This window comes from Streptomyces sp. NBC_01515, from assembly GCF_045040345.1.
Lineage (GTDB): Bacteria > Actinomycetota > Actinomycetes > Streptomycetales > Streptomycetaceae > Streptomyces.
In genome coordinates, this window is record NZ_CP109416.1 from 10,548,593 (window position 1) to 10,568,038 (window position 19,446).

At 69.6% G+C, this 19,446-nt stretch carries 21 protein-coding genes; 13 read left to right on the plus strand and 8 right to left on the minus strand.

Annotated elements, in window-relative coordinates:
• Window positions 1-55: 55 nt before the first annotated feature.
• Together OG407_RS46630 and OG407_RS46635 are read left to right on the plus strand one after the other, a co-directional pair.
• A complete protein-coding gene (locus OG407_RS46630) occupies window positions 56-460 on the plus strand; it encodes a RidA family protein (protein ID WP_405867150.1) in 405 nt (134 codons plus the stop codon).
• Window positions 461-505: 45 nt separating this feature from the next.
• Window positions 506-1,159 (plus strand): TetR/AcrR family transcriptional regulator, encoded by a 654-nt coding sequence (locus OG407_RS46635; RefSeq protein WP_405867152.1) that lies wholly within the window; start codon window positions 506-508, stop codon window positions 1,157-1,159.
• Window positions 1,160-1,224: 65 nt separating this feature from the next.
• Here the strand turns inward: OG407_RS46635 and OG407_RS46640 are convergent, their stop codons facing one another.
• Window positions 1,225-2,031, minus strand: coding sequence for an SDR family NAD(P)-dependent oxidoreductase (locus OG407_RS46640; RefSeq protein WP_405867154.1), 807 nt, complete (start codon window positions 2,029-2,031; stop codon window positions 1,225-1,227).
• 172 nt (window positions 2,032-2,203) lie between these two features.
• Here OG407_RS46640 and OG407_RS46645 point away from each other — a divergent pair, with 172 nt between their 5' ends.
• Window positions 2,204-2,629 carry a nuclear transport factor 2 family protein gene (locus tag OG407_RS46645; RefSeq protein ID WP_405867156.1) on the plus strand — a complete coding sequence of 142 codons (426 nt, stop codon included), beginning with the start codon at window positions 2,204-2,206 and terminating at the stop codon, window positions 2,627-2,629.
• A gap of 88 nt (window positions 2,630-2,717) precedes the next feature.
• Here the strand turns inward: OG407_RS46645 and OG407_RS46650 are convergent, their stop codons facing one another.
• From OG407_RS46650 to OG407_RS46665, 4 genes are all read right to left on the minus strand, one after another.
• Window positions 2,718-3,761 (minus strand): glycoside hydrolase family 5 protein, encoded by a 1,044-nt coding sequence (locus OG407_RS46650; RefSeq protein ID WP_405867158.1) that lies wholly within the window; start codon window positions 3,759-3,761, stop codon window positions 2,718-2,720.
• A 370-nt stretch (window positions 3,762-4,131) separates the two neighbouring features.
• The gene (locus OG407_RS46655) at window positions 4,132-4,959 is read right to left on the minus strand and encodes an SAM-dependent methyltransferase (protein WP_405867160.1); all 828 of its coding nucleotides are present in this window, start codon (window positions 4,957-4,959) and stop codon (window positions 4,132-4,134) included.
• A gap of 79 nt (window positions 4,960-5,038) precedes the next feature.
• Window positions 5,039-5,290, minus strand: coding sequence for a DUF397 domain-containing protein (locus OG407_RS46660; RefSeq protein WP_033279707.1), 252 nt, complete (start codon window positions 5,288-5,290; stop codon window positions 5,039-5,041).
• A complete protein-coding gene (locus tag OG407_RS46665) occupies window positions 5,287-6,159 on the minus strand; it encodes a helix-turn-helix domain-containing protein (protein WP_403589172.1) in 873 nt (290 codons plus the stop codon). Before OG407_RS46665 ends, OG407_RS46660 begins: the two co-directional genes overlap by 4 nt.
• Before the next feature lie 240 nt (window positions 6,160-6,399).
• On the opposite strand from OG407_RS46665, the gene OG407_RS46670 reads away from it, so the two are divergent.
• Window positions 6,400-6,846: an ATP-binding protein gene (locus OG407_RS46670; protein ID WP_405867162.1), complete on the plus strand. Its 447-nt coding sequence runs from the start codon at window positions 6,400-6,402 to the stop codon at window positions 6,844-6,846.
• A 40-nt stretch (window positions 6,847-6,886) separates the two neighbouring features.
• Here OG407_RS46670 and OG407_RS46675 read toward each other — a convergent pair whose 3' ends face one another.
• Window positions 6,887-8,173 carry a PP2C family protein-serine/threonine phosphatase gene (locus OG407_RS46675; protein ID WP_405867164.1) on the minus strand — a complete coding sequence of 429 codons (1,287 nt, stop codon included), beginning with the start codon at window positions 8,171-8,173 and terminating at the stop codon, window positions 6,887-6,889.
• A gap of 205 nt (window positions 8,174-8,378) precedes the next feature.
• Here OG407_RS46675 and OG407_RS46680 point away from each other — a divergent pair, with 205 nt between their 5' ends.
• The 4 genes from OG407_RS46680 to OG407_RS46695 all read left to right on the plus strand — a co-directional run bounded on the left by OG407_RS46680 (window position 8,379) and on the right by OG407_RS46695 (window position 11,779).
• Window positions 8,379-9,191: an SAM-dependent methyltransferase gene (locus OG407_RS46680; protein WP_405867166.1), complete on the plus strand. Its 813-nt coding sequence runs from the start codon at window positions 8,379-8,381 to the stop codon at window positions 9,189-9,191.
• Between the two features lie 141 nt (window positions 9,192-9,332).
• Window positions 9,333-10,232: a SigB/SigF/SigG family RNA polymerase sigma factor gene (locus tag OG407_RS46685; RefSeq protein WP_405867168.1), complete on the plus strand. Its 900-nt coding sequence runs from the start codon at window positions 9,333-9,335 to the stop codon at window positions 10,230-10,232.
• Between the two features lie 141 nt (window positions 10,233-10,373).
• A complete protein-coding gene (locus OG407_RS46690) occupies window positions 10,374-10,952 on the plus strand; it encodes a hypothetical protein (protein ID WP_405867170.1) in 579 nt (192 codons plus the stop codon).
• A 176-nt stretch (window positions 10,953-11,128) separates the two neighbouring features.
• Window positions 11,129-11,779 (plus strand): TetR family transcriptional regulator, encoded by a 651-nt coding sequence (locus tag OG407_RS46695; protein ID WP_405867172.1) that lies wholly within the window; start codon window positions 11,129-11,131, stop codon window positions 11,777-11,779.
• 3 nt (window positions 11,780-11,782) lie between these two features.
• Here OG407_RS46695 and OG407_RS46700 read toward each other — a convergent pair whose 3' ends face one another.
• Both OG407_RS46700 and OG407_RS46705 read right to left on the minus strand, forming a co-directional pair.
• On the minus strand, window positions 11,783-12,568 hold the full coding sequence (locus tag OG407_RS46700) for a DUF2993 domain-containing protein (RefSeq protein ID WP_405867174.1): 786 nt from the start codon (window positions 12,566-12,568) through the stop codon (window positions 11,783-11,785).
• A 19-nt stretch (window positions 12,569-12,587) separates the two neighbouring features.
• Window positions 12,588-13,196 carry a TetR/AcrR family transcriptional regulator gene (locus OG407_RS46705; protein WP_405867176.1) on the minus strand — a complete coding sequence of 203 codons (609 nt, stop codon included), beginning with the start codon at window positions 13,194-13,196 and terminating at the stop codon, window positions 12,588-12,590.
• 107 nt (window positions 13,197-13,303) lie between these two features.
• On the opposite strand from OG407_RS46705, the gene OG407_RS46710 reads away from it, so the two are divergent.
• The 5 genes from OG407_RS46710 to OG407_RS46730 are packed head-to-tail and all read left to right on the plus strand — an operon-like array spanning window position 13,304 to window position 19,433.
• A complete protein-coding gene (locus OG407_RS46710) occupies window positions 13,304-14,914 on the plus strand; it encodes an MFS transporter (protein ID WP_405867178.1) in 1,611 nt (536 codons plus the stop codon).
• 59 nt (window positions 14,915-14,973) lie between these two features.
• Window positions 14,974-15,936 (plus strand): amidohydrolase family protein, encoded by a 963-nt coding sequence (locus tag OG407_RS46715; protein WP_405867180.1) that lies wholly within the window; start codon window positions 14,974-14,976, stop codon window positions 15,934-15,936.
• Entirely contained in the window at window positions 15,933-17,528 is a 1,596-nt protein-coding gene (locus OG407_RS46720) for a bifunctional 3-(3-hydroxy-phenyl)propionate/3-hydroxycinnamic acid hydroxylase (RefSeq protein WP_405867182.1), read from the plus strand. Before OG407_RS46715 ends, OG407_RS46720 begins: the two co-directional genes overlap by 4 nt.
• Before the next feature lie 16 nt (window positions 17,529-17,544).
• Window positions 17,545-18,414: an alpha/beta fold hydrolase gene (locus OG407_RS46725; RefSeq protein ID WP_405868942.1), complete on the plus strand. Its 870-nt coding sequence runs from the start codon at window positions 17,545-17,547 to the stop codon at window positions 18,412-18,414.
• Window positions 18,411-19,433, plus strand: coding sequence for a VOC family protein (locus OG407_RS46730; protein ID WP_405867184.1), 1,023 nt, complete (start codon window positions 18,411-18,413; stop codon window positions 19,431-19,433). Before OG407_RS46725 ends, OG407_RS46730 begins: the two co-directional genes overlap by 4 nt.
• Window positions 19,434-19,446 lie beyond the last annotated feature (13 nt).

A 19,446-nucleotide genomic window follows, 5' to 3' on the forward strand; every position in this document is an offset into this window, starting at 1 on the left:
CGTGAACGCGCAGGGTGCACGTCGGTGATTCCAGGAAAATGAGGGAAGGCTCCCGATGTCGTCACCCGTCGCACTGAATCCTGCCGAACTCCCGCCCCTCACCGGCGTGATCTCCCACGGCCTGGCCATTCCTGACCTCGGTCTCCTCTACACGTCCGGGCAGGTCGCCTGGGACGCCAAAGGGGAACTCGTCGGTCGAGGCGATCTGGCGGCGCAATTCGCCAAGGCCTACGAGAACATCGACGCGGTGCTGGCCGCCGGCGGTTCGAGCCGTGGCAAAATCATCAAGGAGACGATCCATCTCGTCGGGTACGACACCGACAACGCGGAGCAGTTGATCGGGCTCATCGCCGGCTCTCGGGGAGAAGGACAGACGCCGCCCGCGAGTACGTGCGTGGGCGTGGAGACCCTCTTCGCCGAGGGCTTTCTGGTCGAGATCGAGGTGGTCGCGACCTTGTGAGCCTCGGCCTCTGCCAGTGGATGGTGACCCCGGTAGCATCGATCGGTGACCAAGACGCCAGGCGCTGCCCCGACCAAAGTCGGCATCACACTCGACCGTGTTGTCGAGGTCGCATTCGTCGTCCTGCAACGGGACGGCATCGCCAAACTGTCCGCTCGCGCGATCGCGGCCGAACTCAACGTCCGGATGAACACGGTCATGTGGCACATCCGGACCAAGGACCGGCTGCTCGGCCTGATGGCGGAGTCCATCCTGGGCGAGGTCGACCTGGACGACCTGCACGGCGACTGGCGTGAGCAAGTGGCCGAACTGCTCCGGCGGTTGAGGCAGGCGATGCTCGGACACCGGGACGGCGCCCTGCTCGTCGCCGGGACCTTTCCCGTCGAACCGAACACGTTGGCCTTTTCCGAGCGGATGGTGACGGTCCTCTTCGAGGGCTGCCCCACCCGCAAGTCGGCCGCGTGGACGTCGTGGAGCCTCTTCTATTTCACGCTCGGGCTTGTTCAGGAAGAACAGGCGACACCGGCCGCGTTCCACGATCGACTCCGAGAAACGGTGGACGAGCAGCATTTCCCGGGCCTCCACTCGGTGCTGGAGGACTACGTCTCCATCGACTACAGCGAGCGCTTCGACTTCGGAATCGAGCAGATCCTCCAGTCGGCCCCGGCGACCAAACCGCGTCCCCGGGCAGGGAGTTGACGGTGCGTCAGGGCGTCGTAGCGCTCGCTGTACTCTGATCGAGGATGTGCCGTCGCGTCTTGGGGTCAGAACGCGTTTTTGGCGACCTCGTCCCAATTCCGCCACTCGTCGAGCCGCGCCTGGTACTCCTTGGTGATCCTTTCCAGCGGGCCCTGACCGAAGAAGATCCGCAGGGGCGGCTGTTCCGCGTCGACCACGGTGAGAATCGCCGCTCGTGTCGCGGTCGGGTCGCCTCGCCGGGAGGAAATACCGCTCATGGCCGCGCGGAAACCGTCGTAGGCCGGAAGGCGCTCGGTCTGTACCGCGGACGGTCCCGCCCATTCTGTGGCGTATCCGGCCGGCTCGATCAGCGTGACCTTGATGCCGAATTCCTTCACCTCGGCAGCGAGGCTCGCGGTGAAGCCTTCCAGGGCGAACTTGGAGGCGTGGTAGATGCCGAGTCCGGGCAGTGAGGTGAGGCCGCCGATGGACGACACCTGGATGATGTGGCCGGAGCCGCGGGCGCGGAGATGGGGGAGCACCGCCTGGGTGACCCAGAGCGCGCCGAACACGTTGATCTCGATCTGGTCGCGGGCCTGCTGCTCGGACACTTCCTCGACCATGCCGAACAGGCCGTAGCCCGCGTTGTTGACGACGACGTCGAGCGTGCCGAACGTGTCGACCGCCCGCTGCACGGCCTCGAACGCGGCCGCCCGGTCGGCGACGTCGGCGCGCAGCGGCAGCACCGCGTCGCCGTACTTCTCCACCAGGTCGTCGAAGGCGGCTGCGGAACGGCTGGTCGCGGCGACCCGGTCACCCCGTTCGAGCGCGGCTTCCGCCCATTCCCGGCCGAATCCCTTCGAGGCTCCGGTGATGAACCACGTCTTCGCCATGATCTTCCTCCTGGAGTGCATGCCCTTGTTCAGTGACCAACACGGCAAGTGAACTTGGTCAGTGACCAAGATGTCAACTCCGGACGGATTCCTTGTGCGGTGACCAATTGGTGCGATACGGTCTTGGTCGTCGACCAAGGTGATTTTGGGTGCGAAAGGATCATTCCGAGCAATGAACGCGACTGTGCGCCATCGGGATTTCTTCCACGGCATGTTCACGTGGATATCCGGTCTGAGTGACGCCGGAAATCACGGCACCCTCGACGACATTCAACGATTCTGGGCGGCTGACGGACGCATCATCACCTGCGGTCAAGTCAAGGCGGCCGGCATCGAGGAGCTGCGGAAGCACTTCGGGATCTATCCCCAGCAATACGAAGAGGTGGAGATCCGGGAGCCGTTCCACACCTACCTGGAGGCGGGAGACGAAGTCGTCATCGAGTACGACATCCTTATCCGCGGGCGGCATCGTGAAGGTGCCGCGGGCGATGGGGACACCGGGCGGCAGGAATTCCGTGTGATCGCGATCTTCTCCGTCACCGACGGCAGGATCTCGGAGATGCGTCAGGTTCCCGGCGTCAGGGCGGGAGACGCCTGACCGTCGGCGCGGCCCATGCCCAACGTGCCCTGAGCCGTGCCCCGTTGCGGGGGAGGCACGGATCAGGGCATCGGATGGGAGCGGTGACTCAGGACTTCACGGGCTTGCCGCGGCCCCACGCCCACGCCAGGCGGTCGGCGCCGGACTGGTTCGTCGTGACCAGCCAGGGGCGGGCCGCGTTGCTGATGAGCTTCTGGATCGAGTACGTGTCGTCCGTGCGCAGGCCGGGCCAGTACACCGAGCCCATGCCGAGCTTGCGGAACGTGTCGGTGTCGGCCTGGATGAAGTTGACCGAGTTGTCGGCGGGCGTCGGTACGTTGTAGTTCAGGCCCGTCGTCATCGGGGCGCCGAACTCGTCGGCCACGGTGCGGTTCGCGCAGTTGCCGAGGCGTTCCTTGAGGTCGCTCACCCACTGGTCGTAGGTCGCGTAGTCCTTCCAGAACCCGTAGTGGTGCAGCGAGAGGTACGTGCCCTTCAGGCGTGGGTCGGCGCAGACCGTGGTGACGTGGTCGTTGTAGCCGGCGCCGCTGACGAAGACGCGGTTGCGCGGCACCTTGGAGTAGGTGTCCAGCCACTTGGCGGCGAGGTCGGCCCACTCGGCGTCGGTGTAGCCGTGGGGCTCGTTCATGGGCTCGAAGTAGACCCGCTGGTTGTGCTGGTACGCCTTGACCACGGTGTTCCACATGGGCCAGTACGTGGCGGGGTCGTCGATGAAGCCGTCCTTGTTGGCGCCCGTCCCCTCCCAGTACGAGACGATGACCTTGAACCCCTGGGCCGTCGCCGCGTCGATCACCCCACGGTAGGACTTCCAGTAACTCCCGTTCACCGTGTACGGGTTGATGGGCAGCCGCACCGTGTTGGCACCGAGGTTGGCGCGGAACGCCGCGATCACCCGGGTCGCCTTGGCGTACGTCTGGGCGTAGGTGTCCGTGAGTGACAGGCCGGACAGGACGACCGGGTCGTCGGCGTAGTTGTCGCGCGGGTCGGCCCAGTTGACGCCCTTGAACTGGGACGTGTTCGTGCTCGGCGTGGCGGAGGCGGGGCTGCCGGCCAGCGTGGTGCCGGTGACCGCGGCGATCGCGACGGCCACGAAGGTGGCCCGCATGCGGGTTCTGGCGGGGATGGTGCGCATCGACTTGCCCTTTCAGGAATGGCGACTCCGCGCATGACGAGGCGTGCGCGCGGCTGAGCGGCCGTCGGAACGGATACCGGGCGGGACGGATGACGTCGGCTCGTCGTCCCAAGTCCCGGTGGGCTCGGTGGTGTCGGGGGAGTGGGGGCACGGTGGGCCCTGCTCGCCGGGAGCCTCCTGTCCCCCTTCCTCCACCGGCCGCGACGCGGTGTTTACGTAAACATGCTGCGTCGGAATCGTCGGCCGGATCTGTCGGCCGAGCTGGTCCGTTGAGATGTTTACGCAAACATGGCGGCGCCGGAATCGTGGCATCCGGCACCGCCGTCGTCAAGGTTTCCCGCACGTAACGTCGTGGCGTCCCGCGCCGGGGCTACGGCTTGATGCCCACCCCGGTCCACAGGCTGACCTTCGCGTCCGTGGGCGCCTCGTCCTCGGACCACTCCTCGGTCACGGGGTCGGGGCGCCAGCGCCAGCCGACGGAGACGCCCGGGTCGAGCAGGTCGAGCCCGGTGAAGAAACGCGCGACCTCTTCCTTCGTGCGGACCTTCACCGGTGTCCCGGCCTCGTCGTAGATCGCGGTGACCTTCTCCCAGATCTCAGGGGCGAAGTCCGGGGTGACGTGGCTGATGGCCAGGGCGCTGCCCGACGGCAGGACCGACAGTAGCCGGTCCACGATCCCGTACGGGTCCTGCTCGTCGGTGACGAAGTGCAGCAGCGCGTTCAGGGACAGCGCGATCGGCTTGTCGAAGTCGAGTATCTCGGCCACTTCGGGGGAGTTGAGGAGCGTGTCGGGGTCGTTGACGTCAGCCTGGACGTACGCGGTGCGGCCCTGGCGGGTGCTGCGCATCAGGCGCTCGGCGTACTTGAGGACCAGGGGGTCGTTGTCGGCGTAGACCACGCGGGCCTCGGGCACGACGGACTGGGCGACCTGGTGCAGGTTCGGCTCGGTGGGGATGCCCGTGCCGATGTCGAGCCACTGGCGGATGCCGTGCTCCCGGGCGAGGGCCCGGGTGGCGCGGTGCATGAACCCGCGGTTCTCCCGGGCGGCGACGAAGACGCCGGTGAAGACGTTCGAGACCGCTTCGGCCGCCTGCTTGTCGACCTCGAAGTGGTCCTTGCCGCCCAGGTAGTAGTCGTACATGCGGGCGGAGTGCGGCTTGCTGGTGTCGATGTCCCGCGCGGCGTGGGCGTTGGTCATGCTCTCCCTCTCAAGTGGTGTGCGTCGGCGTCTCGGGCGGATCGCAGCCGGGCCGGCTCTCCATCGCCCATGCTCGTGTTCAGCCGGCCATCAGGTGGTCGGCAAGTCCCCGCTTGACCCCGTCGACGAACGCGGCCATCTCCTGGGGCGTGTAGATCAGCGCTGGTCCCGCGGGATCGGTCGACTGGCGCAACGCGACGCGCCCGTCGGCCAGTTGCTTCGTCTCCACGCACTGACCTCCGTTGGGACCGCTCCAGGGGCATTCCCAGCCCTGCTCGCCGAGGTTCGACGCGGGCATCCCGTTGTAGACCTTGTCGTCCGTGGTGGTCATGAGTACTCCTTGCGCATGCGGTTCAAGAGCGCCTTGCTGTCCGCGGACGAGGTCAGCAGCGACATCCTGTTGTGCGCCTCCAAATGGGCCACGACATCGGACCGTTGGTCCAGATACATGGAGGCGGAGAGGATCTCGCTGTAGACGACGTCGGGCAGCTCGGGTTCCTGGAACCGGAAATAGGTGAAGGGTGCGCACGCCCCGACGTGGGCACCCGCCGAGAACGGGACGATGTCGACACTGACGTGGTCCAGTTCCGCAACCTCAAGAAGCCGGTCTATCTGGTCCCGCATGACAGCGGGACCGCCCACCACCCGGTGGAGCACGGCTTCTTCCAGCACCGCCCACAGCGTGGGCGAGTCCGGCCTCTCCAGCAGACTCTGGCGGCGCAGACGTAACTGCACCCGCCGTTCAAGGTCTTCGTCGTTGTCGTTCGGGAAGCCGCCGCTCAGCACGCCTCGCGCGTAGTCGTACGTCTGTAGAAGTCCCGTGACGTAGTGCGGCTCATAGGTACGCAGGGTCTTGGCGCCGGTCTCCAGGCTCACATAGGCGGTGAACCAGCCCGGGAGCACATCGCGGTAGGCGTGCCACCAGCCGGGCTCGTTGGCCCGCTCCGCGAGTGCGACGAACTCCTCGATCTCCTGGCGGTCGGCGCCGTAGGTCTCCAGCAGCTTCTCGACGTAGAGCGGTTTGAGGCCGACCTCGGCCTTCTCCAGACGGCGGATGGTCAGGGAGGTCACCCGCAGGGCCCTGGCGGCGTTCTCCAGGGACACGTTCGCACCCTGTCGCCGCTCCTGCAGCCGCCGGCCGAGGATCATGCGGAGAACAGTGGGTGCACCCGCGCCCGTGCTCGACCGAGCTTCGCTCACGCCCAACCTCCTGAGGGACTGTCACCGGCGTTAGTCTGACAGCGACTTGCTGATGTCGCCAGACAGAAACCGACGTTCTGAAATTATCAGGGAGTCGGTTGCAGCTTGAACTGAGCTATGGGCATAGTTACTTGTGTGAGCGACCTGGGCCTCCCGCTGGAACACCCCATCCACGGCAGGCCTGTTGCTGATGCTGTGCGTCTCCCGCCTGCGCCCGCCCCCGATGGAAGGCGAACCACCGTGTCCCCCCACACGACTCCCTCCCCGCAGCTTTTAGACGTCGTCAGCCCGGACCTGGCGCACTGGCTGGAACTTCCCGCGCACCGCTCCGGTGTCCGGACCGCCCGGCACGCCATGGGCGCGCAACTGGCCAAGTGGCGCCTGCCCGAAGGAGTGCGCGACGACGCGGTGCTGGTCATCTCCGAGTTGGCCACCAACGGGGTGTGCCACACACCCAGCGCGAGGCTCCTGTGCGGTGTCGGGCTCGTCACCGACCGTAGTCTCCGCATCGAGGTACACGACCACGACTACACGGGCAGTGATCTCTCCCGCTGCGAGCCGAACGTCGACGACGAGAGCGGGCGCGGACTGTTCATCGTGCAGGCCGTCGCGGACACCTGGGGGGTCGACAGATCCGCGCTCACCGGCGGAAAAGCCGTGTGGGCCACACTGTCCACCGGCTACTGAGGCCGGACACCTGGAGGGGGCGAGGACGCCCGCGGCCTGTTCAGGTGGTCGCGGGCGTCAACTCGGCCAGCAGCAGCGTCCGGTCGTCCGCCCCGGGCGTCGCGGACGGGGCGCGCAGCAGCCGCTCGCACAGCGAGGGGAACGCCTCCGGTCCGCCGGCCGGCGTGGGTTCTGCGGCGGCCGTGTCCAGGGCCCGGGCCAGACCGGCGATCTCCTGGTCGATGTCGGCGTGCCGCGACTCGACCAGCCCGTCGCTGTACAGCAGGAGCAGCGCCGGTTCGTCGATGGTCAGCACCGTGGCCTCGTAGTTGCCCGTGCCGAGCCCCAGCGGCAGCCCCGCACTGGCCAGCGTGACCGGTACGGCCGGTCCGTGCGGGCCGCGCAGCAGCGGCGGCGGGTGACCGGCGCCGACCAGGGTGCAGGTGTGGGCCCGGGCGTCCCACTCGGCGTAGATGCAGGTGGCGAAGGACGCGCCCGGGGTGTCGTACGCCAACTCGTCCAGCCTGCGCAGGAGTTCGGGCGGTTCCATGTCGAGTCGGGCCAGGGTGCGCACGGCCGTACGCAACTGGATCATGGCCACGGCGGACTCGGGGCCGTGGCCCATCGCGTCGCCGACGACCAGACCGACCCGGCCGCCGGGGCGGGGCAGGACGTCGAACCAGTCGCCGCCGATGATGTTGCCCTGGCCGGCCGGGAGATAGCCGTGCGCGATACGGCAGCCGGGGAACGCCTGGGCCGGGTCCGGGAGCAGGCTGTTGCGGATGGCCAGCGCGGTGCGGCGCTCGCGTTCGTAGCGGCGCGCGTTGTCCAGCGCCACACTGGCCCGCGCCGCCAGCGACTCGACCGCCACGGCCTCGCCGGGCAGGAACGGGTCCCGCTCCGGGCCGCGCGTGCAGGCGACGAACCCGACGGTGGCGCCCCGCAGTTGGAGCGGGACGACGAGGAAGGACGCCGTGCCCAGCAGATCGTCTATGCGCCGCGCGTCGCCGCCCGCGGAGGCCAGCAGCCGCTCGGAGGTGTGCTTGTCCACTCCGTCGAGGACCTGCGAGTGACCGCTGGCGAGGGCGCGTGCGTACGGGGTCTCGCGCGGGAAGACGACCACTTCGCCGACCGGCAGCACACCGTCCCAGCTCTCGGGCGCCTCCGTGCCCACCCGCACCGCCAGCCGACGCGCCTCGATCTGCGGCGGATCCACGGCGGGATACGCGTTCTCCTCCAGCACCCACCGCTCCAGCAGGTACACCGACGCCGCGTCGCAGAACCCGGGCGTCAGCGCGTGCACGACGTGGCTGCCGGTCAGCCGCAGGTCGAGCTCCGAGCCGATCACGTCCGCGGCGGGGGCGAAGGCCTGCCTGCGGCGTGGGGGCCCGGCAGGGGTTGCGTCACCGTGGTGACTGCGCGGTTGGTTCCGCAGGGTCGTGCCTTTCCGGGTGGGGACCGGCCGCGTGACGTGGGGGGCAAGCGGTCTGCCGTGTTTTCCTCGGCAACTATATGATGACGCGTCAAGGAACCTGGGGCGAGAGGGAGTTGTGGTGCAGGACAGCGCAGGTCTGCCGCAGGGGGTCGATCCTCGCAAGGCGAGTGTCGCCCGAATGTACGACGCGATGCTGGGTGGTGAACACAATTTCGCCATAGACCGCGAGGCGTTGGCGGCCTTCACGGCGATAGACCCCCAGGTGCGCACCCTGGCCCGCGCCAACCGTGACTTCCTCGGCCGGGCCGTGCGCTTCCTTGTCGCGTCCGGCGTACGGCAGTTCATCGACCTCGGCTCGGGCATCCCCACCCAGGGCAACGTCCACGAGGTCGCGCAGGCCGCCAGCCCCGGAGCCCGCGTGGTCTACGTGGACAACGACCCGGTGGCCGTCGCCCACAGCGCCTCCCTCCTCGCCGACAACCCGGACGCGGACATCGTCGACGGTGACATCCGCAGACCGGCCGACGTCCTGTCCTCCCCGCAGGTACGGAAGTTGATCGACTTTGACCAGCCCGTCGCCGTCCTGATGATCACGATCCTGCACTTCGTCACACCCGCGGAGGACCCGGCCGGCATCGTCGCCGCCATCCGCGACGAACTGCCCGACGGCAGCTGGCTGGCCATGAGCCACGCCACCAACGAGGACCGCCCGGACACGGCCGCCGCCGTGGGCAAGTTGTACAGCTCCAGGGCCACTTCACCCGTCACCGCCCGCTCCTACGACGAGATCCTCGGCCTCTTCGACGGCTTCGACCTCGTCGCGCCCGGCCTGACCTACGTCCCCCTGTGGCGCCCGGACCCGGCGGACGAGATCCCCGAAAACCCGTCGGAGTACTGGGTCTACGCGGGCGTCGGCGCCAAGAACGCGTAGACCGCGGGTACTTCGGTGAGCACTGCGGTACGGAAAACGAGGTGCCCGCCCCGGATTTGGCCGGATGAGGGGGAGTGAGGCACGAAAACCGGGGCAGGGGACTCTTGTCGGCAGTTCCATAGGACGAATGGGGTGGGCGTTATGGCAGCCGTGACGGCAGCGCAGGCACCGGCCACGGCAGGGCGGCGGACGACGGCCGGAGAGGCGTTCCCGGGGATCGGGGAGGCTCTTCCGCTGATCGCGGAGCCGTCGAAGGTGAGCCCGAAGGACGCGCGTGAGCTGTCGCGCCAGTTCTTCGACCGGCTGACCTCGCTGGAGGAGGGCACCCACGAGTTCCAGTACGTGCGCAACACCCTGATCGAGATGAACCTCTCCCTCGTGCGCTACGCGGCCGCGCGCTTCCGCAGCCGCAGCAACAACGAGATGGAGGACATCGTCCAGGTCGGCACGATCGGACTCATCAAGGCGATCGACCGGTTCGAGCTCTCGCGGCAGGTGGAGTTCACGTCGTTCGCCGTCCCCTACATCGTCGGCGAGATCAAGCGCTTCTTCCGCGACACCAGTTGGGCCGTCCACGTGCCGCGCCGGCTGCAGGAGGCCCGCGTCGAGCTGGCCAAGGCGACCGAGGAACTGCGGTCCCGCCTCGGCCGTACGCCGACCACGCGCGAGCTGTCCGCGCTGATGTGCCTCACCGAGGAAGAGGTCATCGAGGCCCGCAAGGCGTCCAACGGCTACACCTCCTCCTCGCTCGACGCCGCGCTCAGCTCCGACGCGGGCGCCGAGGGCGAGACCGTGCTGGCCGACGTCATCGGCTCGGACGACCCGGGCCTCGAACTGGTCGACGACCTCAGCTCCTTGGCCCCCCTCCTCGCCCAACTCGACGACCGCGAGCGGAAGATCATCCACATGCGCTACGTCGAGGAGCGCACCCAGGCCGAGATCGGCGAGGAACTCGGCGTCTCCCAGATGCACGTGTCCCGGCTCATCAGCCGGATGCTCCGCCGCCTGCGCGCGGGGCTGCTCGACCCCGCGGTCGCCTGACGGGCGATCCGGCCCAACAATCCGGGCTGTTGGGTGCTTTCACCCTCCCCGGATGTCCGTTCTGCGGCACTCTCGTACTGTGGCCGGGCCGGCACCTCAGGTGCGCGCCCGGCCGTCGCGGGGTTGCCGGAAGGGGGAGTTGTGGCGTGGCGGAGTGAGGAGTTCGGGGAGTCCCACGAGGGCATCGTGGGGGCGGTCCTCGCCGACGGCAGTGAGCCGAAGTCCGTGTATCTGGATGTGGGCAGCGGCAGTTGTGGCTTCGAGACGCGTGAGTGGTGGGCCTACAACGGCTGGACGGGCCGGCCCAAGGCGGCCGGCTGGCGGGCCTCCTGCGCCTGCGGGTGGCGCGGGGACAGTCATCCCATCGACTGGGACCAGGTGGAGGACCACGACCTCGACGACCTGGACACCTCCGACGCGTACGACGAGTGGTGGGAACACATCCACGCCGTCGAACGCCGGACAGTCCCGTTGCCGGAGGAACTCTCCGAGCTGATGGAGCAGTTGGAGGGACGGCTCGACGCGCTCTCGGACACGGCACCGGTCGCCGCGCTGAAGGCGGTGGCCATCCTGGAACGCCTGGCGGCCCGGGTCGGCAAGGAGGCGGCGTACGGGGCGCAGGCCGACGATGTGCCGGGCGAGGCACTCGGCAAGGCGCTCGGGCTGAGCGTGGACAACGCTCAGTCGCGGCTGGACCGCTACCTTCGCGCCTACTACTGACGGATGGACGGATGGCGGGCGGGGGCCGTCTCCTCGGTTCGCGTCTCGGGCCGGGCGCGGAGGGCGGGTCGGTGGCCGCGCGGGGCGCCGCGACGCCGTCGGGCCGAGGGCGCGTGCCAGACTGGACGTACCGCTCGCCCCCGCTCCGTAGTTCCCGTACTTCACCGAGGTTGTCCGTGACCAAGCCCCCGGCCCGTGTCCCCCAGCGAAGCAACGCGCGCTCCAACCGGGAACGCATCCTGGCCACGGCCCGCCGGGAACTCGGCCTGAACCCGGACATCACCCTGGAGGAACTCGCCCGCGCCTCCGGTGTCGTACGACGCACGCTGTTCGGGCACTTCCCCGGCCGGGAGGCGCTGCTGGAGGCGCTGGCCGAGGAGGCGTCGGAGGCCCTGCGGGCGGCGCTGCCCGCCGATCCGGCGCCGACCGGTGCGGGGGTGGAGTCGGCCGAGCGGTCGTACGCGCGCTTCGTGCTGTCGATGTGGACCGTGGGCGATCGCTACCGGCTCCTCCTGGCGCTGGCCCGGCGCGACCTGGGCATGGAGCGCGTCACCGAGATCCTGTCACCGGCCCGCCGCGCGGCCACCGCCATCCTGGACCGCGGTCAGCGCGACGGCGTCTTCCACACCCAACTGCCGGCCGCCGTGCTGAGCGCCGGACTCGAAGCCATGTCGATCGCCCTGCTCGAAGAGGTCAACTCCGGGGCGCTGGAGGACGACGGCACCCATGCGGCGGTCGCCTCGCTCATCGCGGCCGGTGTGCCGGAGAAACAGGCGCGAGTCGTGGTGGACGAGGTCGCGCCGACGGACGGCGCTGTCGACGACTGAGCCTCAGGCGTTCCCGTACGACGAGTCGCCCTCCACCGAATCGCCCCGCGAGCTGTCGTCGGACCGGAAGGTGACCGACTCGCCCGACAGCCGGGCGACCAGCCCGCTCTCCGTCGTGGTGACGGACCGCAGGTGCAGGCCCTGAGGGATGTCGCGGAGCCGGATCGGCCGCTCGAAGACCTTGCCGAGTGCGAGTCGCCCCATCTCCGGCAGCAGACCGCCCGTGACCTGGAAGTCCTTGAAGGCGATGCGGTTGCCGGACAGTACCGAGACGGTCGCCGCCACGGTGACGTCGTCGCCGGTGGGGAGCAGGACGCTCGCGCGGACCTGGTCGGGACGGGTGCCCCGGGAGATCTCCAGCCCCAGGGCATCGGACACGTCCGGGTAGGACAACAGGGCGGTCGCGTCCGCGGAGCGGGCCAGTGCCTCCGTGTCGTCGTCGGACTTCCTCAACTCCTTCAGCCGGAGGGAGAGTTCGCTCACCGGCAGCGGGCCGGTGGTATCGCTCGCCGGTATGTCGTGCGCGGTGATGTCCACGTGCCGTAGGGTGCCGGCGGCCAGCTGTGTCAGCACGGGGAAGCCCCGCACATGGACCTCCGGCGCCGCGGGCGTGTGCATGCCCGCCTGGAACGCCGTGGCCGTACGGGACTCCACCCGCGCCGTCGCGAAGCGGTCGGCGGCGACGGGCACGAAGAGCAGCGCGAGCAGTGCGCCGACGGCGATGACGACCGGGCGCCGGTTCCTCCGGGGCGGGTGGTGCGCATCCCAGGACTCATAGGGCTCGTACATGGGTCTCCTTCAACGGGAATCAACGGGACGGTCGCAGGCCGCGGACCGTGGTGGCCGCGAGGTCGGGTCGGACGCCCATGGCGATCAGGACCGCCGTGGCGGCGGCCGTGCCGTCGTCGGTCCAGAGGCCGGAGTTGACGCTGTCCAGCAGCGCCAGCACGTGTGCCTCCAGGGCTCTGCCGAGCGGGCCCGGCGGGAGGGCGGTGTGGAAGACGCCCTGCCGCTGACCGTGGGCGAGGACTCCGGCGACCGCGGCACGGGCCGGGCCGAGGAGCGCGCCGACCCGGTCGGGGCCGAGGTCGCGGTGGGCGAGGCCGATGAGCGTGCGGTAGCGGTCGCCGACCGACCAGAGGGTTAGGACGAGGCGCGCCAGGGAGGTCACGGGATCCGGCGTAGGCGCCCGGGCGACGGCACTCGCACGCCGTACCGCCTCCCCGGCGTCCGCCGCGAGGCCCTCGACGAGCGCGGCCCGCCCGGCGAAGTGCGCGTAGATGGTGCGCCGCGTCACGCCGGCCGCCTCCGCGACGGCACCGAGGCCGCGGTCGGGGTCGCGGCCCAGTTCGCGCCGGGCCGCGTCCAGGATGCGGGCACGGGTGGCGCGCGCCTTGGCGCTGCTGCGGGCGGTCACGTCGACACCTCCTGGCGGGGCTGATCCGTCTCGGCATAGTTGCACATCAGTGAGCAATAAAATAGTCTGCACATCAGTGAGCAATTAATGTCGTCTAGGAGCCCCCGATGCCGCTCTTCGCCACCACACCCGTCGACAAGATGACCGGGCCGTACGCACGGCGCTGGTCCGCCCTGATCGTGCTCTGTCTGAGCCTGCTGATCGTGGTCATGGCGAACACCTCGCTGATCGTGGCCGCGCCCGACATGACCACGGACCTGGGCCTGAGCAGCAGTGATCTGCAGTGGGTCATCGACGGCTACACCGTCCCGTACGCCGCGCTGATGCTGGTGCTGGGCGCGATCGGCGACAAGTACAGCCGTCGCGGCGCGCTCCTCACCGGTCTGGTGATCTTCGCCGCCGGATCGGTGACGGGCAGCCTGGTCCACGAGACCGGACTGGTCATCGCGGCCCGCGCGGTCATGGGCGTGGGCGCCGCGGTGGTCATGCCGGCCACGCTGTCCCTGCTGGTCGCGATCTTCCCGAAGCGCGAGCGGGCGCGGGCCATCACGGCCTGGACCGCGACCTCGGGCCTGGCCATCGCCGTCGGTCCGCTGGTCGCGGGCTGGCTGCTGGAGGACCACGCCTGGGGCTCCACGTTCCTGATCAACGTGCCCATCGCCCTGGTCGCGGTCGTCGGCGCCCTGGTCCTCGTACCGCCGTCCAAGGCGGACGCGATGGGCCGCATCGACTACGTGGGCGGTCTGCTCTCGATCGTCTCGGTCGGCACCCTGGTCTACGCGATCATCGAGGGCCCGCACTTCGGCTGGGGCGCGGGTCCGGTCACCGCGGCCGTCGTCGCCGCCGTCGGTCTACCCGCCTTCGTGGCCTGGGAGTTGCGTCACCCGCACCCCATGCTCGACGTCCGCAAGTTCGCTCAGCGATCCTTCAGCGGCTCGATGGCGGCGGTGCTGTTCTTCTTCTTCGGCACGTTCGGCGCGATCTACTACGCCACGCAGTTCCTCCAATTCGTCCTGGGCTACGACGCGTTGGAGACGGGCGTACGACTGCTGCCGCTGGCCGGTGCCGTGTTCCTCGGCGCCGCGGTCACCGGGCGGCTGACCCCGAAGCTGGGCATGAAGCCGATGGTCGTGGCCGGCATGGTGCTCGGCACCGTCGGCGTCCTCCTCCTCACCCGGATCGACAAGGCCTCCACCTACGGCGACTTCCTGCCCACGCTGATGCTGCTGGGCTTCGCGATCGGGCTGAGCGTCTCCCCGGCCACCGACACGATCATGGGCGCCTTCCCGGAGAACGAGCTCGGCGTCGGCGGCGGCGCCAACGACACCGCGCTGGAACTGGGCGGCTCCCTGGGTATCGCCATCCTGGGCTCGCTGCTGGGCACCACCTACAAGGACAAGCTGACCGACCTGGTCGGCGGCCACCTTCCCGCCGCCGCGCTGGACACCGCCAAGGACTCGGTCGGCGGCGGCCTGGCGGTCGCCCAGGAGATCGCGAAGACACCCTCCGCCGGACCGCAGCAGGCGCAGGCCCTGGTGGACGCCGTGCACGAGGCCTTCGCCCACGGTGTCGCGCAGACCAGCCTGGTCGGCGGGATCATCATGGCCGCCGGCACGCTGATCGTCCTCGCGGTGCTGCCCGGCCGCCGTGCCACCAACGAGCCCGAGCCGAAGGCGACGGAGAGCAGCCGCGAGCAGGAGCACGCCGAGTCCGTCTGAACACCTCGACACGCACCGCCCGTCGGCAGGGCCGCCCGAAGACGAGGAAGCGAGAGAACATGCCCGCCGCGCACCGCATCGACGTCCACCAGCACCTTCTCCCGCCCGCCTACCGGAAGTTGATGGACCGTCATGGGTTGACGGCCGGCGGCTGGCCCACACCGGCCTGGGACGCGCGGAGCGCGCTCGCGATGATGGACCGCCGGTCCATAGCCACCGGCATCCTCTCGGTCAGCTCACCGGGCACCCACTTCGGCGACGACACGGAGTCCCGTGCGATCACCCGAACCGTCAACGAGTTCAGCGCGGAACTGGCCAAGGACCACCCCGACCGCTTCGGCTTCTTCGCCGGCGTCCCGCTGCCCGACGTGGACGGCGCGCTCGCGGAGACGGCGTACGCACTGGACGAACTGCACGCGGACGGCGTGGTGCTGATGTCCAACGTCGGCGGCCGCTACCTCGGCGACAAGGAATTCGAGCCGCTCTGGGCCGAGTTGGACGCACGGGCCGCCGTGGTCTTCGTCCACCCCACCGCGCCGCCGCTGCCCATGCTGGAGGGCATGCCCAGCCCGCTGCTGGACTTCCCCTTCGACACCACCCGCACCGCGGTGCACATGACGCTCAACGGCGTGATGAGCCGGCACACCCGGATGAGGGTGATCCTCTCCCACGCGGGCGGCTTCCTGCCGTACGCCGCCTGGCGGTTCACCGCCGGCGCCCAGTTCAACCCCGGCACCACACCCCTCGGCATCCTCACCGACCTCCAGCGCTTCTACTTCGACACCGCGCTCTCCTCCACCCCGGCCGCCCTGCCCTCCCTGCTGGCCTTCGCCGCGCCCGGACACATCCTCTACGGCAGCGACTTCCCCTTCGCCCCCGAGGAGAGCGGCGGTCTCCTCGACTCCCTCCTCGACGGCTACGACGGCTTCGCGCCCGGCCAACTCGACGCGATCAACTACGGGAGCGCGAAGGAACCCTTCAAGAACCGATACGGCAGGGGCGACGAAGTGGCCGCCCGGTGAGCGGAGTTCGGACCCGAGCCGAGGACGGCGTCCACGACGTGGCGGTGATCGGCTACCTGCCCACGGGAGTCACCGCCGCGAACCTCCTGGGCGCGCTGGGCCTGCGGGTCGTCGTGCTGGAGCGCGACGCCGAGATCTTCACCCGGGCCCGGGCCATCTCCACCGACGAGGAGGTCGTCCGTATCTGGCAGCGCGTCCGCCTGGCGGAACGGCTCAAGCTCGACATGCTCCCCGAACGCCCCGTCGACTTCGTCGACGCCCACGGCCGCGCCTTCCTCACCGCGCACCCGACCCCGCGCGGCCACGGCCACCCGCCGCAGATGTTCATCCACCAGCCCGCCCTGGAGCGCGTCCTGCGCGACGGCGTCGACCGCTACCCGAACGTCGAGATCCTGCTCGGCCACGAGTGCCTACGGGTCCAACAGGGCCCGGAGGGCGTCGAGTTGACGGTACTGGACACCGCCGACGATTCCGTACGACGCCTGCGCGCCTCCTACGTCATCGCCGCCGACGGCGGCTCCAGCCTCACCCGCGCGCAGCTCAACGTGGGCTACGAGGGACGGACGTACGAGGACCGGTGGGTCGTCATCGACACCGAGATGCTCAAGCCGTGGCCGGACCACGACCGGCTGCGCTTCCGCTGCGACCCGGCGCGGCCCGCCGTGGACTGCCCGACACCGCTGGGCCACCACCGCTGGGAGTTCCCGATCCTCCCGGGCGACGACGAACGGCGACTGACCACCGACGACGCGGTGTACGAACTGGTGTCCCGCTACGGGATCGGCCGGGACAACGTCAAGGTCCTGCGGGCCACCGTCTACAGCCACCACGTGCGCTTCGCCACCCGCTTCCGCGTGGGCCGCGTCTTCCTCGCCGGTGACGCCGCCCACGCGATGCCGCCCTGGATCGGCCAGGGCATGGCCGCCGGCGTACGCGACGTGGCCAACCTGTGCTGGAAGCTGGCCGCCGTACTGCGCGGCGAACTGCCAGACACCGCCCTCGACTCCTACGAGACCGAACGCAAGCCGCACGTCAAGGAAGTGACCAGGCGGGCGGTGTTCGTCGGCCGGATCATCACCGAACGGCGGCCCGTGGCAGCCCAGTTGCGCGACGCCGTACTGCGCCCGCTCAACCGGATACCGGGCTTCAGCGGTTGGCTGCAGGACGCGAACTGGATCCCCGTCGCCCACTACGTCGACGGTCTCCAGGCCCACCCGCGCACCAAGGCCTCCGGACATCAGCTCCCGCAGCCCTGGGTGACCGGACCGGACGGGGAGCGCGTACGCCTGGACGACGTGCTCGACGGCCGCTGGCTGCTCCTGCACGCCGGACCGCCCGTGCCCCAACCCGCCTGGGACCGCCTGGGCCTTCCCTCGCTGAGCGTCACGCCCGCCGGGTCCCGTCCCGCCGAGGACACCCTCGTCGACAGCGACGGAGTGCTCCTGCCCTGGCTGACCGCGCACCGGGCGGCCACGCTCGCCCTGCGCCCGGACGCGTACGTCTACGCCGCCGCACGCGCCGGGGCCCAACTCCCGCCGCCCCCGGCCCGGTTCACGCCAGTGCCGTGCACGACCGCCTCGACCACGCAGTGAGGAATCCAGCATGACCATGCGTATCGCACCGCCCCCGCCGATGCGGGAGTCGCTGCTCGACATCGCCGGCAAGAAGATCTTCGTGGCGGAGACGGGGGAGGGGCCGTCCGTACTGCTGCTGCACGGTGGCGGACCCGGTGCCTCCGGTGTCTCCAACTACTCCCGCAACATTGCGGAGTTGGCCAAGGAGTACCGGGTCATCGTCCCCGACCTGCCCGGCTACGGTCGCAGCACCAAGGGCGTCGACGGCGCCGACCCCTTCGGGTACCTGGCCGACGGCATCCGTGGCCTGATGGACCAACTCGGTTTGGACAAAGCCCACTTGGTCGGCAACTCCTACGGCGGTGCCTGCGCGCTGCGGCTGGCGCTGGACACGCCCGAGCGGGTCGACCGCATGGTGCTGATGGGGCCCGGCGGTATCGGCACCACCCGGGCCCTGCCCACCCCCGGACTCAACAGCCTGCTCAACTACTACTCCGGGGACGGGCCTTCACGGCTGAAGCTGGAGAAGTTCGTCCGCACCTACCTCGTCTTCAACGCGGCCGAGGTGCCGGACGCCCTCATCGACGCGCGCTACGCGACCAGCATCGATCCCGAGGTGATTGCCGCCCCGCCGCTGCGGCGGCCGTCCGGCCGGGACGCCCTGCGCACGCTGTGGAAGATGGACTTCACCCGGGATCGGCGGCTGTCCCGGCTGCCGGTGCCGACGTTGGTGCTGTGGGGTGCGGCGGACAAGGTCAACAGGCCTTCCGGTGGCGCCCTGTTGGCCGACAGGATGCCCAACTGCGACCTCTACCGGGTGGCCAACACCGGGCACTGGGTGCAGTGGGAGCGCGCCGAGTTGTTCAACCACCTGTGTGCCGACTTCCTGGCGGGGCGGCGATGAGCACATCCGGCGCACCCCACACCGCCTCCGTCTTCGGCTCGGTCCACCTCGGCTACATCGTCATCGAGACCGGTCGCCTCGCCGACTGGCGCCGCTTCGGTACCGACGCCATCGGGATGCACCATGACGCGCTCGACACCGGGCTGATGCGGTTCCGTCTCGACGAGCAGGAGTGCCGGTTCCTGGTGCGGCGCGGGCCGGCCGAGGACGTCGTAGCGACGGGGTGGCATGTCGACGACCATGCCGCCTTCGAGCGGATCGAGGCCCGGGTGCGGGCCCATGGTGTTCCGGTCGTCGCGGGTACCGCCGAGGAGGCGGCGTTGCGCGGAGTCGAGCGGCTCGTGCGGTTTCCCGGGCCCAAAGGCATCGCGCAGGAGATCTACACCACTCCCGTGCGATCCGCCGAGCCGTTGCGCATGCTCGCCTCCGGATTCGTCACCGGTGACGCCGGGATGGGGCATGTCGCGATCACGTCCGCCAAGCCGACCCAGGTGCGGGGCTACTTCGACACCGTCTTCGACGCGCGGCTGACCGACTACATCGGCGAGACCATCAGCGGCGTCAAGCTCAAGATCCGCTTCCTGCGGGTCAACGAACGCCACCATTCCGTCGCGATCGCCGGTGTGCGCGGGCTGCCCGTCGATCCGGTCCGCACCCGTGTCCAGCACCTCAACATCCAGGCGGCCGGGCTCGACGACCTCGCGCGGAGCTATCAGCGCGTGTGCGAACTCGGCTTCGACATGGCGCTGTCCGTCGGGCAGCACACCAACGACAAGGAGCTGTCGTACTACGCCCGCAGCCCTTCGGGTTTCGAGTGGGAGGTCGGCTGGAATCCCGTCGTCGTCGACGAGGCGACCTGGGAGCCCGGCACCCACCAGGGCATCAGCATCTGGGGGCACACGCCCGTCGGCCGGACCATCATGGATAAACTGGAACAGTTCCGCCTCGGCGCCCGCTCCCTCATCCGCTCGGAGGACGCCGTCCCCGCATTGAGCGGTGCCGGCATCGCCGACGGCTGAAGCTCACTTCACG

Excerpts from the sequence above, each read along its gene's own strand:
- OG407_RS46630 (WP_405867150.1), top strand. The coding sequence starts at position 56 with ATGTCGTCACCCGTCGCACTGAATCCTGCCGAACTCCCGCCCCTCACC.
- OG407_RS46685 (WP_405867168.1), top strand. The coding sequence starts at position 9,333 with ATGGCAGCCGTGACGGCAGCGCAGGCACCGGCCACGGCAGGGCGGCGG.
- OG407_RS46715 (WP_405867180.1), top strand. The coding sequence starts at position 14,974 with ATGCCCGCCGCGCACCGCATCGACGTCCACCAGCACCTTCTCCCGCCC.
- OG407_RS46725 (WP_405868942.1), top strand. The coding sequence starts at position 17,545 with ATGCGTATCGCACCGCCCCCGCCGATGCGGGAGTCGCTGCTCGACATC.
- OG407_RS46640 (WP_405867154.1), bottom strand. The coding sequence starts at position 2,031 with ATGGCGAAGACGTGGTTCATCACCGGAGCCTCGAAGGGATTCGGCCGG.
- OG407_RS46655 (WP_405867160.1), bottom strand. The coding sequence starts at position 4,959 with ATGACCAACGCCCACGCCGCGCGGGACATCGACACCAGCAAGCCGCAC.
- OG407_RS46710 (WP_405867178.1), top strand. The coding sequence starts at position 13,304 with ATGCCGCTCTTCGCCACCACACCCGTCGACAAGATGACCGGGCCGTAC.
- OG407_RS46645 (WP_405867156.1), top strand. The coding sequence starts at position 2,204 with ATGAACGCGACTGTGCGCCATCGGGATTTCTTCCACGGCATGTTCACG.
- OG407_RS46650 (WP_405867158.1), bottom strand. The coding sequence starts at position 3,761 with ATGCGCACCATCCCCGCCAGAACCCGCATGCGGGCCACCTTCGTGGCC.
- OG407_RS46730 (WP_405867184.1), top strand. The coding sequence starts at position 18,411 with ATGAGCACATCCGGCGCACCCCACACCGCCTCCGTCTTCGGCTCGGTC.
- OG407_RS46660 (WP_033279707.1), bottom strand. The coding sequence starts at position 5,290 with ATGACCACCACGGACGACAAGGTCTACAACGGGATGCCCGCGTCGAAC.
- OG407_RS46700 (WP_405867174.1), bottom strand. The coding sequence starts at position 12,568 with ATGTACGAGCCCTATGAGTCCTGGGATGCGCACCACCCGCCCCGGAGG.